This is a genomic window from Proteus sp. fly-1089 (assembly GCF_040138965.1).
In the GTDB taxonomy this organism is placed as follows: Bacteria; Pseudomonadota; Gammaproteobacteria; order Enterobacterales; family Enterobacteriaceae; genus Proteus; species Proteus vulgaris_B.
The window spans coordinates 579,447-593,032 of record NZ_JBEETS010000001.1; the positions used below are offsets into that span (position 1 = coordinate 579,447).

General features: G+C 37.3%; 11 protein-coding genes and 1 pseudogene. 5 read left to right on the forward strand and 7 right to left on the reverse strand.

What is annotated here, in order from left to right; genetic code table 11:
* The 4 genes from rsxC to ABN080_RS02775 all read right to left on the reverse strand — a co-directional run.
* Positions 1 to 2,129: electron transport complex subunit RsxC (rsxC, locus tag ABN080_RS02760; RefSeq protein ID WP_349440278.1), on the reverse strand; the 2,129-nt coding region annotated here is incomplete at its 3' end.
* Positions 2,122 to 2,748, reverse strand: coding sequence for an electron transport complex subunit RsxB (gene rsxB / locus ABN080_RS02765; protein ID WP_036937055.1), 627 nt, complete (start codon positions 2,746 to 2,748; stop codon positions 2,122 to 2,124). The genes rsxB and rsxC, both read right to left, overlap by 8 nt.
* Positions 2,748 to 3,329 (reverse strand): electron transport complex subunit RsxA, encoded by a 582-nt coding sequence (gene rsxA / locus ABN080_RS02770; protein WP_006536930.1) that lies wholly within the window; start codon positions 3,327 to 3,329, stop codon positions 2,748 to 2,750. Before rsxA ends, rsxB begins: the two co-directional genes overlap by 1 nt.
* Before the next feature lie 94 nt (positions 3,330 to 3,423).
* Positions 3,424 to 3,891, reverse strand: a complete 468-nt coding sequence (locus ABN080_RS02775) for a DUF2569 domain-containing protein (protein WP_349440279.1) — start codon at positions 3,889 to 3,891, stop codon at positions 3,424 to 3,426.
* Between the two features lie 131 nt (positions 3,892 to 4,022).
* Here ABN080_RS02775 and ABN080_RS02780 point away from each other — a divergent pair, with 131 nt between their 5' ends.
* Both ABN080_RS02780 and ABN080_RS02785 read left to right on the forward strand, forming a co-directional pair.
* Positions 4,023 to 5,066, forward strand: a complete 1,044-nt coding sequence (locus tag ABN080_RS02780) for an oxidoreductase (RefSeq protein WP_349440280.1) — start codon at positions 4,023 to 4,025, stop codon at positions 5,064 to 5,066.
* A gap of 22 nt (positions 5,067 to 5,088) precedes the next feature.
* Complete coding sequence (locus ABN080_RS02785; RefSeq protein ID WP_349440281.1) at positions 5,089 to 6,078, forward strand: bile acid:sodium symporter family protein; 990 nt, start codon at positions 5,089 to 5,091, stop codon at positions 6,076 to 6,078.
* 66 nt (positions 6,079 to 6,144) lie between these two features.
* Here ABN080_RS02785 and ABN080_RS02790 read toward each other — a convergent pair whose 3' ends face one another.
* Together ABN080_RS02790 and add are read right to left on the reverse strand one after the other, a co-directional pair.
* Positions 6,145 to 6,573, reverse strand: coding sequence for a putative signal transducing protein (locus ABN080_RS02790; protein WP_196553096.1), 429 nt, complete (start codon positions 6,571 to 6,573; stop codon positions 6,145 to 6,147).
* A gap of 137 nt (positions 6,574 to 6,710) precedes the next feature.
* Positions 6,711 to 7,712 carry an adenosine deaminase gene (gene add / locus ABN080_RS02795; RefSeq protein ID WP_196553095.1) on the reverse strand — a complete coding sequence of 334 codons (1,002 nt, stop codon included), beginning with the start codon at positions 7,710 to 7,712 and terminating at the stop codon, positions 6,711 to 6,713.
* A 775-nt stretch (positions 7,713 to 8,487) separates the two neighbouring features.
* Here add and ABN080_RS02800 point away from each other — a divergent pair.
* Positions 8,488 to 9,387: pseudogene (locus ABN080_RS02800) on the forward strand (vWA domain-containing protein); the annotation flags it as partial.
* 85 nt (positions 9,388 to 9,472) lie between these two features.
* Here ABN080_RS02800 and ABN080_RS02805 read toward each other — a convergent pair.
* Positions 9,473 to 11,161 (reverse strand): YdgA family protein, encoded by a 1,689-nt coding sequence (locus ABN080_RS02805; protein ID WP_349440282.1) that lies wholly within the window; start codon positions 11,159 to 11,161, stop codon positions 9,473 to 9,475.
* 580 nt (positions 11,162 to 11,741) lie between these two features.
* Between ABN080_RS02805 and fumC the strand changes: the two genes are divergently transcribed.
* The gene (fumC, locus tag ABN080_RS02810) at positions 11,742 to 13,139 is read left to right on the forward strand and encodes a class II fumarate hydratase (protein WP_166541292.1); all 1,398 of its coding nucleotides are present in this window, start codon (positions 11,742 to 11,744) and stop codon (positions 13,137 to 13,139) included.
* A 79-nt stretch (positions 13,140 to 13,218) separates the two neighbouring features.
* Positions 13,219 to 13,575 carry a hypothetical protein gene (locus tag ABN080_RS02815; protein ID WP_349440283.1) on the forward strand — a complete coding sequence of 119 codons (357 nt, stop codon included), beginning with the start codon at positions 13,219 to 13,221 and terminating at the stop codon, positions 13,573 to 13,575.
* Positions 13,576 to 13,586 lie beyond the last annotated feature (11 nt).

Consider the following 13,586-nt stretch of genomic DNA (forward strand, 5'->3'; position numbering starts at 1 on the left):
GTTTGTTGAGCTTCTTTTTTCGCTTTTACTCTGGCAATAGCTGCAGCAACAGCAGCTTTGCGCGGATCGACTTCTTCAGCTTCAGCGCTTTCAACAGAGGTTTCAACCGTTGTTGTTTCCGCTTGAGCTTGTTGTGCTTTTTTGGCTTTTACACGAGCCAACGCCGCCGCAACAGCAGCTTTGCGCGGATCGACTTCTTCGGCTTCAGTGCTTTCAACAGAGGCTTCAGCCGTTGTTGTTTCCGCTTGAGCTTGTTGTGCTTTTTTGGCTTTTACACGAGCTAATGCTGCGGCAACAGCAGCTTTGCGCGGATCGACTTCTTCGGCTTCAGTGCTTTCGACAGAGGCTTCAACCGTTGTTGTTGCTTGAGTTTGTTGAGCTTTTTTGGCTTTTACACGAGCCAACGCCGCGGCAACAGCAGCTTTGCGCGGATCAGCGTCTTCGCTGTCACTTACTATATTATTATTTGAGGCTTCTAATGCTTTTTGCTGCGCTAATTTAGCTGCTTGTTTGGCTCTGACTTCTTCTTTTCGTTTTCTACGTGCGGCGATAGCGGCTGTGTTATCGGGCTCTTCACCGGCCTTCACAGAAATAATTTTACCGATATTCTGTTTTTCTTTTACGCGAGAGAGCGCAGATTGAACTTCGTTATGTTCATTATCATCAAGTTTAACGGCAGCACGTTGATGTCTTGCTTCACGTTCAAGTTTCTCACGCTCCATACGTAATTTTTTTGCTTCAAAACGCGCTTTAGCTTCAGCAGCACGTTTGGCTTCTGCATCAATTTCACGTATCTCAGCCTTTTCTTGCCGATAGTATTGAACTAGCGGGATATTACTTGGACAAACAAACGCACAAGCACCACATTCAATACAATCAAATAAATTATGTTGTTGTGCCTTCTCATGCTCTTTACCTTTACTGAACCAGTAAAGTTGTTGAGGTAATAAACCACTAGGGCAGGCATCTACACAATGACCACAGCGGATACATGCCTCTTCAAGGTTATCTGTATCCATTTCTTCAACTGAAGGGATTAGTAGGCAGTTAGTTATCTTGACAACTGGGGCATTTAAGTCAGGTAAGGTAAAGCCCATTAATGGTCCCCCCATAATCACCATTTGTTCAGAGCCTGCAACAAAACCAGCTTGTTTCAACAATGAATAAATAGGGGTCCCTAAACGTACCCAGAAGTTACCGGGTGTTTTGGCTCCATTACCAGTGACCGTGACAACACGTTCAATTAAAGGCTCATCATCAATAATGGCACGTTTGATGGCAACCACAGTACCAACGTTTTGCATCAAAACACCAATATCAGATGAACGACCACCTGATGGCACTTCTTTACCCGTTAAGATCTTGGTCAGTTGTTTAGCACCGCCAGAGGGATATTTTGTGGGAATGACACGAATAAAAATTCGTTTCTCATCAGGTACGGCATTTAATGCCTGTTTCAATGCTTCAATAGCTTCAGGTTTGTTATCTTCAATACCAATTAACACTTCATCAGGACAGAGAAGGTGAAGTAATACCTGACAACCAGCAATCACTTCATCAGCATGCTCTTGCATTAAGCGATCATCTGCCGTGATATAAGGTTCACATTCTGCTGCATTGACAATCAGCGTGTTAACTAGATCACCACCGCCTTTTAATTTTGAAGCCGTTGGAAATCCAGCTCCGCCTAATCCAGCAATACCCGCTTCATGGATACGAGAGAGTAACGTCTCTTTACTTTGTGATTGGTAATCAGTAAGAGGGAATTGTTCACGCCATTCATCTTTACCGTCAGATTGAATTCTTACGGCAATTTCAGGTAACCCTGAAGGGTGAGCGCTTGGAAAGGGTTCTATAGCAGTGACAGTACCAGAGATAGACGCATGAACAGGGAGTGTTCTGCCAACACCTTTAGTCAAAGGCTGGCCTTTTAAAACATGTTCACCCACGCTAACACAAAGTTGGCCTGGTACACCTAAGTGTTGATGAATAGGGACAATCACTTCATCAGGCAATTGTGCTATACGCATTGGTGTGCGACTTGACTGTAATTTCATTTCAGGAGGATGAATACCGCCTTTAAAATCCCAGATTTTATCTTTTTTAAATAACGAAAAGAGATTAAACATGAGCATTATCCTCCGTCTTTAATGACGGTTCATCTTCAGGTGTTTCTTCAGGCTCTGCTGGAATATTCTTAACAGGGATGGTATTTAAATCCCATTTCCAATTTGAAGTTGTTACTTTGACTGGTACTAAGGTAATGCAGTCAGTAGGACAAGGTGGAACACATAAGTCACATCCAGTACATAAGTCTTCAATAACTGTATGCATTGCGCGCGTTGCACCTACAATGGCATCAACAGGACAAGCTTGAATACACTTAGTACATCCAATGCAATTATCTTCATCAATTAAGGCGACTTTTCTAACGGGATTTAATGCTTCTTCGTCACCATCTAGCGGTTGAGGTTCAACACCCATTAATTCTGCGATTTTTAACATCACTTGTTCGCCACCCGGCGCACAACGGTTAATCATCTCACCATTGTTTGCAACTGCGTCGGCATAAGGGCGACAACCAGGATGTCCACATTGCCCACATTGACTCTGTGGCAAAATAGCATCTATTTTTTCAACAATAGGATCTTCTTCCACTTTAAAGCGACGCGCGGAATAGCCCAAAATTAGCCCAAAGATAAGACCTAGCGCACCAAGTACACCAATTGCTATCCATAAAGAATTCATTACAGTTTCACCAAACCACTAAAACCCATAAAGGCGAGAGACATTAAACCTGCGGTAATTAAACCAATTGATGCACCTTTAAATGGAGCAGGGACATTTGCCACTGCTAATCTTTCTCTAATGGCGGCAAATAATACCATCACAAGAGAAAAACCTACTGCTGCACCAAAACCATAAACTGCCGACTGCATAAACGTATGTGCTTGATTGATATTTAATAACGCAACACCTAAGACAGCACAGTTTGTAGTAATTAAAGGTAAGAAGATCCCCAGTAAGCGATAGAGTGTTGGGCTTGTTTTTCTTACAACCATTTCAGTGAATTGTACAACTACTGCAATAACTAAAATAAAGCTCAGTGTGCGTAAATAAAGTAAGTCCAAAGGAACTAAAATAAAGTTATCCATCAGCCATGAACTAATAGAGGCGAGAGTCATAACAAAGGTCGTCGCAAATCCCATACCGATCGCGGTTTCTAATTTTTTTGATACACCCATAAATGGGCATAAACCTAGGAATTTGACGAGTACAAAGTTATTCACCAATACGGTGCCGACGAATAGAAGCAAGTAATCAGTCATTGTTATGCCAAAATTGTTAAACAGAGAAACAAAAAGCCTCCTGAAATAAAGAGGCTAAACAAGCGTATATAATATCAAGGGTGAAGATATGAAGTTATCGAACTTGTGTGAAAGTTTCACGAACACGTTTAGAGTACTTGATATAAGGCACAAAGCAGACAGTCGAGAAAACAGACCATAGAAGAGATTTTAACGCTGTTTGATCATCTACAGGCGCAAAGCCAAAGCTTTTGATCGCTAATAGTAAGTTGATAAGCAACCATAAAATAAATAAACGTGGAAAATTTTTAGCACGATAAAAAAACTGGCGTAGTAGATATACCGTAAAACCAAACATTACCCACGAGGTTAACGCAGAGAGATACCAACTTGATATTAAATGGAAAGGAAGCTGGTGGAGGAGCGAAAAATCTGCAAAATATTTAAGAACGTAGAGAACAGACATCAAACCTGAGCCAACAATTGATAAGATCATATAAGCCAATGGCGCAAGTAGCCATCCAGTTATAGGCGCCTTTCCTGAAAGGTTATTCTGCGTGTTTGCTTTGAGATCAAATTTCATTAATTAATTATTCCTACTCGTATGTATAGAACTAAACGGGATATTATCACAAACTTTGTTATTATTTATTTAGCTACAAAAGTGAAAGTGATTTTTATTAATAAAAAAGCAGATAAAAATAGGATAGGGTTATGGCAATTAAACTCAATGTTGGGATTATCGGATATGGCTATGCAAGTAAAACCTTTCATGCTCCGCTAATAACAACAACCGAAGGTTTAAATCTTAGTGCAATTTCAAGCTCTGATGAAAATAAAGTTAAACAAGATTTTCCTCACATTACCGTTTATGCAGACCCCAAAGCACTTATTAATGATCCCTCAATAGACTTAATCATTATTCCAACGCCGAATAATACTCACTATTCACTGGCTTCACAGGCTCTAGAAAAAGGTAAACATGTTATTGTTGATAAACCGTTTACATTGACACTGGAAGAAGCTGAAAAATTAACTCAGCAAGCAACAGATGCCGGTAAACTCCTCTCTGTTTTTCATAATCGTCGTTGGGATTCTGGTTTCTTAACCGTTAAAAAAATTTTAGCTGATAAAACACTCGGTGATATCAGTGCCTATGAAGCGCATTTTGATCGGTTTCGCCCAACCGTACGTCAACGTTGGAGAGAAGATGCCGGAATCGGTGGCGGGCTTTGGTATGATTTAGCGCCTCATGTTCTTGATCAAGCCGTTTGCCTATTTGGTGAGCCTAAAGCAATTACTGCAGATATTGCTCAATTACGTCCTAATGCAAAAAATGCCGATTATTTTCATGCATTACTAGAATATGACAATCTTAGAGTCGTTCTTCATGCTTCTATGTTAGTTGCGTCTCCAACACCTATTTTTGCTATTCATGGGACAAAAGGAAGTTATGTTAAGTATGGTTTAGATACTCAAGAAGATGCTTTAAAAGCCGGTTATCTTCCAAATCAAACTTATAATTGGGGAATGGATAGTCAAGATGGTGAATTAACAACACTGTCAGAGTCTGGTGAATTAGAAACAACCACACTCACTACACTTTCTGGTGATTATCCTGCTTATTATCAACAAATTTATCGTGCAATTACATTAGGTGAAGAAAACCCTGTTACGCCAATACAAGCAACGGCGATTATGCGTTTGATTGAAGCGGGCGAAATTTCAAATCGGTTAAAACAAACTATTACGCTATAAACTAAAGGGAGCGCTAAATCTAATGTCTTGGTGGCAAAAATTAAAACTTGATCCTTTTCTCATGATAATGATTTGTGTGGTGACACTCGCAACGCTACTACCCGCACAAGGGGATATTAAAGTCCTATTTCAATATCTAACAACAGGCGCCATTGCACTGCTTTTCTTTTTGCATGGTGCAAAGCTTTCTAGAGAGGCAATACTGGCAGGGCTTGGGCATTGGCGATTACATTTAACTGTCTTTGCTAGCACTTTTATTCTTTTCCCTATTTTGGGGCTAGGGTTACAAGTGATTGTGCCTGAATGGATGTCACCGACAGTCTATATGGGTTTTTTATACCTTTGTGCTCTTCCTGCAACTGTTCAATCAGCCATTGCTTTTACTTCTGTGGCTGGGGGAAATGTAGCCGCAGCTATTTGTAGTGCATCAGCATCGAGTATTTTAGGCGTTTTTCTTTCACCTGTGCTGGTGGGTTTTTTAATGCAAACGCAAGGCTCAGCAGATGATTTTGATACTGCTGGAGCAATCCAGTCGATTTTACTGCAATTAATGGTGCCTTTTATTATTGGTCACTTATCTCGCCCTTTAATTGGTCGTTGGGTTGATAATCATAAAAAATTAGTCAATAGAACGGATCGCTCGTCTATTCTGCTGGTGGTCTATGTGGCATTTAGTGAAGCGGTGGTTGAAGGAATTTGGCATAAAATCGACGGTTGGTCACTATTAACGATTGCGATAGTGAGTTGTATCTTGCTAGCAATTGTCATTTTTGTGAATGTATACAGTGCAAGGTTGCTTGGTTTTAATAAAGCGGATGAGATCACCATTGTTTTTTGTGGCTCCAAAAAGAGTTTAGCAAATGGTGTACCAATGGCGAACGTGCTATTTCCTGCGGCTACGGTGGGGATAATGTTATTGCCATTAATGATATTTCATCAGATCCAATTAATGGTTTGTGCTGTATTAGCACAGCGTTACGCTAATCGAAATAAAGAAGCTGAAAATAAGTGATTAAATTTTAGTTTTAAAGGAATTCTTACAAAAGCATCGATTTAATAAATAATCGGTGCTTTTTTGTTATTGTAGTTTTTCTTGATTATTTTCTTCAGACAAGGAGATCCGCTTTGATTTAAAAGGAAGGGGTAAACCAAGAACAGTATAAATTAAAAAGACGAATCCCATATTTAAATAATCTTCTTTATTATTTTTTACAATAATATTTGGCGCACATTCACTAGGTTCTAACTGTGCATTAATATTATACTTTCCCTGATACAGCTCGCTGAGTATTGTCTTTGCTTTCTCAAAATCTTTATGATTAACCAATAATTTTACACCGCCAATTGCTTGAGCATAGACTTGGTTATTCCAAACAATATTCTCATCTAAAAGAATAGCATCAATACCTTCAGATTGGAGAAGTCCTGCTTCAATTGATGCATCAATCGGTGATAAGTATTGAGCTAATAATTTATAATGGCCTCTTGTTGGGTGAATGTTCCACATAGTTCTTCCTTAATGATAAATAACCCCTTGTGAAAATTAATTTTAGTCTAAGAGTCATTAATAATCCCATCTATTTTTAATGAATATAAAAAAACCATCTGATTAACAGATGGCTTTGATGGGAAAATCATTAAATATTAACGTGAGCTTACTTTTTTAATTAATGCATCACGTTCAGTTTGGCTAATAAACGCCATTTTCAAACCATTAATTTGAGTTTGGCGAATTTGCTCTGGTGTTAATCCCGCCGCAGGTGCTGCAACGTTATATTCATGTTTTAATTCAATGCCTTCAACCGCAGGATCGTCTGTATTAAGCGATGCAATAATACCATGCTCTAAGAAGGTTTTTAGAGGATGTTCTGCTAATGAATTGATAGTGCTGGTTTGAATATTCGAGGTTAAGCAAGACTCAATACCAATTTGATGCTCTGCAAGGTAATCCATTAAACGAGGATCTTCAATAGCCTTAACACCATGACCGATACGACTTGCGCCTAATTCTTTAATTGCGTGCCAGATGCTTTCAGCACCCGCAGCTTCACCAGCATGAACTGTAATATTCCATCCTGTGTCACGAGCACGATTAAAATGAGGTTGGAATAAGTGACCTGGAAAACCTAATTCATCACCCGCTAAATCAAGTGCGGTAATTCTATCCTGATGTTTCAATAATCCATTTAATTCTTGTTGGCAAGCATCTTCACCAAAAGTACGGCTTAAAATGCCGATTAAACGAATATCTACATCGTGGGATTGCAGTGCGCTTTGTACACCATCAACAATAGCTTCCACGACACCTTCAACTGGTAACTGGTGTTTCATTGCCATGTAATAAGGTGAGAATCGTAGCTCAGCGTAATCAATACCCGCATTAACCACATCCACCACGTTTTCATAAGCAACACGATGACACGCATCTAAGTCTGCTAAAACTGCCACTCCCCAATCTAATTTTTGTAAGAAGCTCACAAGACTTGGCTCATTTTTTGTAATTTGTACATGAGGACGCAAAGCTTCTAATTCATAAGCGGGAAGCGCAATATTGTGTTTTTTTGCTAAATCTAAAATAGTTTGTGGGCGGATATTACCATCTAAATGACGATGTAAATCGGTTAAAGGCAACTGTGTGTCAATCACGTGTTATTTTCCTTTTTAATAGAAATAATGAAAATCTATCGTTTATAGTGATTTTCTTATAATTGGGTAAATATAAATGAGTTGCAGATTATTATGACTGATTTTTATTTTATTCACTAACAAATAAACATAAATTGGTTATTTCTGAAGCTAAAAACGACTGTTTTCTCAGTGTTAAGTTAAAAAGTAAAAAATAAAAAATAGGGCTGTCTATTTATTAACTACAATATTCAATGTAATTGACGTGTATTATCAAACTAACTGATACATTGATTTTTAATCTAAAAATAGACTTGTCATTATAACTGAAATATCCTATCAATTGTTTTGATAGATCTATAAAAGATAGATGAACAGAAAAAACAGTCAAGATATCGATTTTTTTTGCTTCATTATTCAATAGATTACCTGTTTTATATTTTTTATTAGCTGAAATATTTAAAATATTTTCTCATAAAAATATAATATTAAAATTTAGTTATATTTAAATTTATCTTGCTTTAATTAATTAAAATTAAAATTAAAATTAAAATTAAAATTAAAATTAAAATAAACAATAAAATATCCATATTATTAAATGAGTGATAAAGAAAATAGAATTAAAGCTATAATGTTTTCTCGTTAAATGAAATAATTTAATTGAATGAAGTCATTTAATTATGATTTTTTAATAAAAACCTATTATTTAAAATTAAGGCTAATAATTATGAATGAGAATTCTGATTTAAATTTTGAAAAAAGAAATAATAAAATTAAAAATTTGCTGGCTTAAAGCTTACTTCCTCCTTCATCAGAAAATCATCTTACTTATGGTTCACAAGTTGTCACTGGCGATGGGACAATTGCATTGGATTTAGTTGTTGTTATTGATACAAGTGGTTCAATGTCTGATGAATCCTCTGATTTAAGCAAAGAAGTTGATGCTGCAATACAAGAGGCATCAGAAAAATGCCCATCAAAACTTCGGGTAACATTTTTAGGTATAGAAGGTACATGGGATGACACTAAATTTGATCAATCAGCCAGTGATTATTTAAAAGCATTGGGTGTTCCTGACAATCGTTTACAGGCAAGAAAGCCGTTTAAAGAGGCTGATGGTCGTGACCATGCGGGTAATAAAGAGGATTTATGCCGTGCGGTGATTGATTTAAATAAGCACTTTGATTGGCGTGATGGTGCGCGTCGTGCCATTTTTGTGTTGGGCGATGAAGGCATGGAAGGTGGTGGCGGTGTTCTTACTAATGCTGCTGTGATAAAGAATAATGAAGCGATTGCTGTTGCCCAGCACGAAAAAGTGAAAGTGTATACCTGCCAAGGCACGCCTGACGATAAAATGACTAATTTAGATCGCTTCCCAAGTGTTGCTGATAGAGACAATATCACAAAAGAGTATGTACGCTTAGCGAAGAAAACAGGAGGGCGTTCTTATATCTACACAACAGGTATTGCTAAGTTTTCATTAGTATTGCAAGAGATCCTCTGTGATAGCTTAATACCGCCTAATATTCCTAAACCTCATGAGAAAGATACCAATTGTAGCCACGTCTGTGAGCAATTAACCTCGATTATTTCAACAGTAAATACACTTGCAGGAATAATTAATAAAACCATTGATTCTTGCTGTAAAGATGAATGGGGCAATCACCACCTCCCGGCTAAAGATTGTGATTGTTAATTAAAGATAGAATAAAAAAACACCCCAGAGCTATTCACAATGGGGTGTTCTATTTACGCTTCTAATAGAAACTTAATTAATGGACTTATTCTGCTGGTTGCTGCTCAGGAATTAAGATTTCTTGTTCTTCGATAATCGCTGGATCTTCAGTCATCTCTTCTTGATAACCTTCTTCTGAATAATCAGAATCATCGTAATCGTAAGATGATGCACCCATGCCGAATAACATGGCAGCTAAACCTAACATTTGAGGAGCTTGGGTCACTTCCATAAATTCATCAAAAGTATAAGTTTTACCATTCATGGTAAATTTATCAGCAGCATAGTTCAGTTTCAGGCTTAATGCTTTACCGTCTTGTGCAAGTAGCATTAGTGGTAATGCATCTTTCTCATCTTGAGAAATTTGATTGATATTTTGCTGTAATTCAGTTTTTAACTGTTCAATATCAGCCGCTGTTGCTGTTTCTATTTCTTTTTTCTCTTCATCGGTTAATGCTGTTTCTTGGTAACGAGCCGCATCAAGGTATTGAGTGGTGTTACGGAACTCAGCTAACATTGGAAGAGATAAATCAATATTGAAATCGATGTTTTTAAACAGATAGTTAAACAACTCTGCTGGTGATTTCTCTTGGCTTTCTAATACTTTAACGTTAAATGCATTTAAGTCTAAGTTAAAGTTTAGTTTACTTGCACCGTTTTTATTGGTTAAAGATGCTTCATCGATACGGAAAACTAAGCCTTTCTCCAGTACATCACGAACGGCTTTTTCTACTATTTCTGAATTATCGTAATGGTATTTATTCCAAGGTAATAACGAGTTGTTATAAACTTTGGTTAACAGCAACATTGCATCAGTATCAGCTTTATCAATGGAATAGCCGAATTTACCTGCACCAAATTCGAGTCCAGCAACATTCAGTGACTTAAAGTAATAAGTTTGAGAAATGTTAAAGAGCTTATCTTTGATATCACTTTTGGTTGTCAGAGAAAAATCTTTCAGTGAGAAATCAGATGCTTTGTCTTTACTCGTATGCGCGATTTCAGCAAAGCTTAATAACTGTTCATTAAATAAGTATTGATCGTTATTAACTTTTGTTCCTGAAACAGAACCCGCGATATTTTTAATTGTGAAAGTTTCTTCACCTTCTTTAGTCACAACAACTTGATCACCTTTTACGGCGGTAGTGAAGTTGGTTGCGTTTTTGTCTGATGAGAATTCAACAGTAATAGGTGTCGTTTTAACTGTGCCATCGTTTTCAGCAAAATCGATAGGATTTAGTTTAGCTTCACCTGATACTGCACCATCAAAAGCCAAAGATGTATGCATATCAAAAAGAGATTTATCTTTAGTCAGCTTGAATAATTCTTTAGTTGTATCATTGTTGACCAACGTATTATTCACGGCTGCTAATTTTGGTGCTAAATTAAATTTAGCCAAATCAGAAAGAGGGAATGGACCGTGATCAATATCAGTAGTAAAGATAATTTCTTCTACTTTTTTATCCTGGTCTTCAACGACTTCACTAGCATCTTTTGAAATCACGACAGCAAAGTCTGCATTAGAGGTGAACACCCCTTTTTTATAGTCACGAATTTCAAGTTTAATATCAGCGCCAAATTGAGCATTTTTAGCAAGTTGCGCTAACTGGACATTAGCTAGTTTCGTTTCTTCCTGTAAGCGACTTTCAATTTTGCTGCCCATGTACCACGAGGCACCAGTCCAAACAACACCCAGTGCGACGATAACACCAACAGCGACAAGCGATTTCTTCATAATTCTAGTCCATCCTCTGTGTACATCTGGCGATGTACGTTATAAAGGCTGTTTTGTAACCCTTAAACAACCCGATAAATTGGTGATAAAATTTACTAAATTTAAATATAGATAATCCACATATATACATCTCCACCTATATTAACTGTAAATATAGATTTAGTGGAATAAAATCGCAATCAGAACTTACTTAGTTACTCGCTAACATAATGAGTTTAAAGCAAAATAGATATGATTTATAAGATAATTCAAATAATCATTAAAACTCTCTTTTTTTACTCATTTTTTGATTTAGCCAATATTTAATTGTGATGTGATTCTATTTATGATGAATAATAAAGTCTCATAATAAGTATGGATATAAATATGAAAGCTTAAATAATAACATTGGCAATAAAATAAGATTGCTAACCGTACTTTTCCCAAAAAATCAACAGATTTCATTCTGTTATAAATTTCATAAGCTCGCTTTAGCTCTCATATTTATTATTCTGTTTATGGCATGATACTGGTATCCGAGTTATTTACTAGAAAGTGATTCGGAATTAATCAATTATTCTGTGTACTTAAGGAGATTGAAATGGCAGCCACTCGCATTGAAAAAGACTCAATGGGACAAATCGAAGTACCAGCTGACCAGTTATGGGGAGCTCAAACGCAGCGTTCTCTTGAACACTTCCGTATTTCAGTTGAGAAAATGCCTGTTGCACTTATCCATGCGCTTGCTATCACGAAGAAAGCAGCCGCAGGTGTTAACATGGATTTAGGTTTATTACCAAAAGAGCGCGCTGATGCAATTATCGCAGCCGCAGATGAAGTGCTTGCAGGTAAACACCCAACTGAATTCCCATTAGCAATCTGGCAGACCGGTTCTGGCACTCAATCAAACATGAATATGAATGAAGTGTTAGCTAACCGTGGTAGTGAGATACTTGGTGGTATCCGTGGCATGGAGCGCAAAATCCATCCGAATGATGATGTTAATAAAAGTCAAAGTTCAAATGATGTGTTCCCAACTGCCATGCATGTCGCTGCTGTTATTGCATTACGTCAGGATTTACTGCCAGAATTAAAATCACTGCTGAAAGTATTCAAAGAGAAAGCAGAAGCTTTCCATGACATCGTTAAAATTGGTCGTACTCACCTGCAAGATGCGACACCACTGACATTAGGCCAAGAGATATCTGGTTGGGCTGCTATGCTTGAGCACAACATCAAACATATCGATGATTCTGTTCCTCATGTTTGCGAGTTAGCACTAGGTGGTACAGCTGTTGGAACAGGTTTAAATACGCACCCCGAATATGCTGTTCGTGTGGCTAAACGTATCGCTGAATTATCAGGTCAACCATTTGTAACGGCACCTAATAAATTTGAAGCGTTAGCAACTTGTGATGCATTAGTTCATTCACATGGTGCATTAAAAGGTTTGGCTTCTTCATTAATGAAGATTGCTAATGACGTGCGTTGGTTAGCATCTGGCCCTCGTTGTGGTATTGGCGAAATTGCTATTCCAGAAAATGAGCCAGGCAGTTCAATCATGCCAGGTAAAGTTAACCCAACACAGTGTGAAGCATTAACAATGTTATGTGCTCAAGTAATGGGTAATGACGTTGCTATTAATATTGGTGGTGCGTCAGGTAACTTTGAACTGAACGTTTATCGTCCAATGATCATCGATAACTTCTTACAATCAGTCCGTTTACTGGCTGATGGTATGCGTAGTTTCAATGAGCATTGTGCAATTGGTATTGAACCAAACCGTGAACGTATCAATAAACTACTGCATGAATCATTAATGCTAGTGACTGCATTAAATACGCATATTGGCTACGATAAAGCAGCTGAAATTGCGAAGAAAGCGCATAAAGAAGGCTTAACGCTGAAAGAGTCTGCGCTGAAACTGAACTACCTTACATCGGAAGAATTCGATAGCTGGGTTCGTCCAGAAGATATGGTTGGTAGCATGAAAAAATAAGTGTCTTTAACACTTATTTATACCGATATTAAATCCCGCTTTTATGGCGGGATTTTTAGATCGTTTTGGGATAACAATAATGAATGAAGAAATTATTTTTACTGCAACCGAAGTAAATTGTTACGTTGAAGATGATGTCACTATTATTGGAATAGGGGATGATCCTGTTTCACCTGAGCACTTTGTTATTCTTTCAAGATTTGATGAGGAAGACGAAGATGTTGATAATTCAATCGGTTTAATGACACATTTATCTGATATAGAAGCTATTAATAGCCTTGAATGTATTACATTAACACGAGAGAAAATTATTTTCGTGTTAAAAAATAATCCCGTGATCTCCATTGATTTGAAAATCGAAAATAATCAATTTGCTCACCTTAATGATTATCTTATACAAATTCTTAAAGGAAGTTCAATTAAGCTCATTAACTAACTTTTTAATTG

Coding starts and splice junctions, on each gene's coding strand:
- rsxB (WP_036937055.1), bottom strand. CDS start 2,748: ATGAATTCTTTATGGATAGCAATTGGTGTACTTGGTGCGCTAGGTCTT.
- ABN080_RS02815 (WP_349440283.1), top strand. CDS start 13,219: ATGAATGAAGAAATTATTTTTACTGCAACCGAAGTAAATTGTTACGTT.
- ABN080_RS02785 (WP_349440281.1), top strand. CDS start 5,089: ATGTCTTGGTGGCAAAAATTAAAACTTGATCCTTTTCTCATGATAATG.
- ABN080_RS02790 (WP_196553096.1), bottom strand. CDS start 6,573: ATGTGGAACATTCACCCAACAAGAGGCCATTATAAATTATTAGCTCAA.
- rsxA (WP_006536930.1), bottom strand. CDS start 3,329: ATGACTGATTACTTGCTTCTATTCGTCGGCACCGTATTGGTGAATAAC.
- ABN080_RS02780 (WP_349440280.1), top strand. CDS start 4,023: ATGGCAATTAAACTCAATGTTGGGATTATCGGATATGGCTATGCAAGT.
- fumC (WP_166541292.1), top strand. CDS start 11,742: ATGGCAGCCACTCGCATTGAAAAAGACTCAATGGGACAAATCGAAGTA.
- ABN080_RS02775 (WP_349440279.1), bottom strand. CDS start 3,891: ATGAAATTTGATCTCAAAGCAAACACGCAGAATAACCTTTCAGGAAAG.
- ABN080_RS02805 (WP_349440282.1), bottom strand. CDS start 11,161: ATGAAGAAATCGCTTGTCGCTGTTGGTGTTATCGTCGCACTGGGTGTT.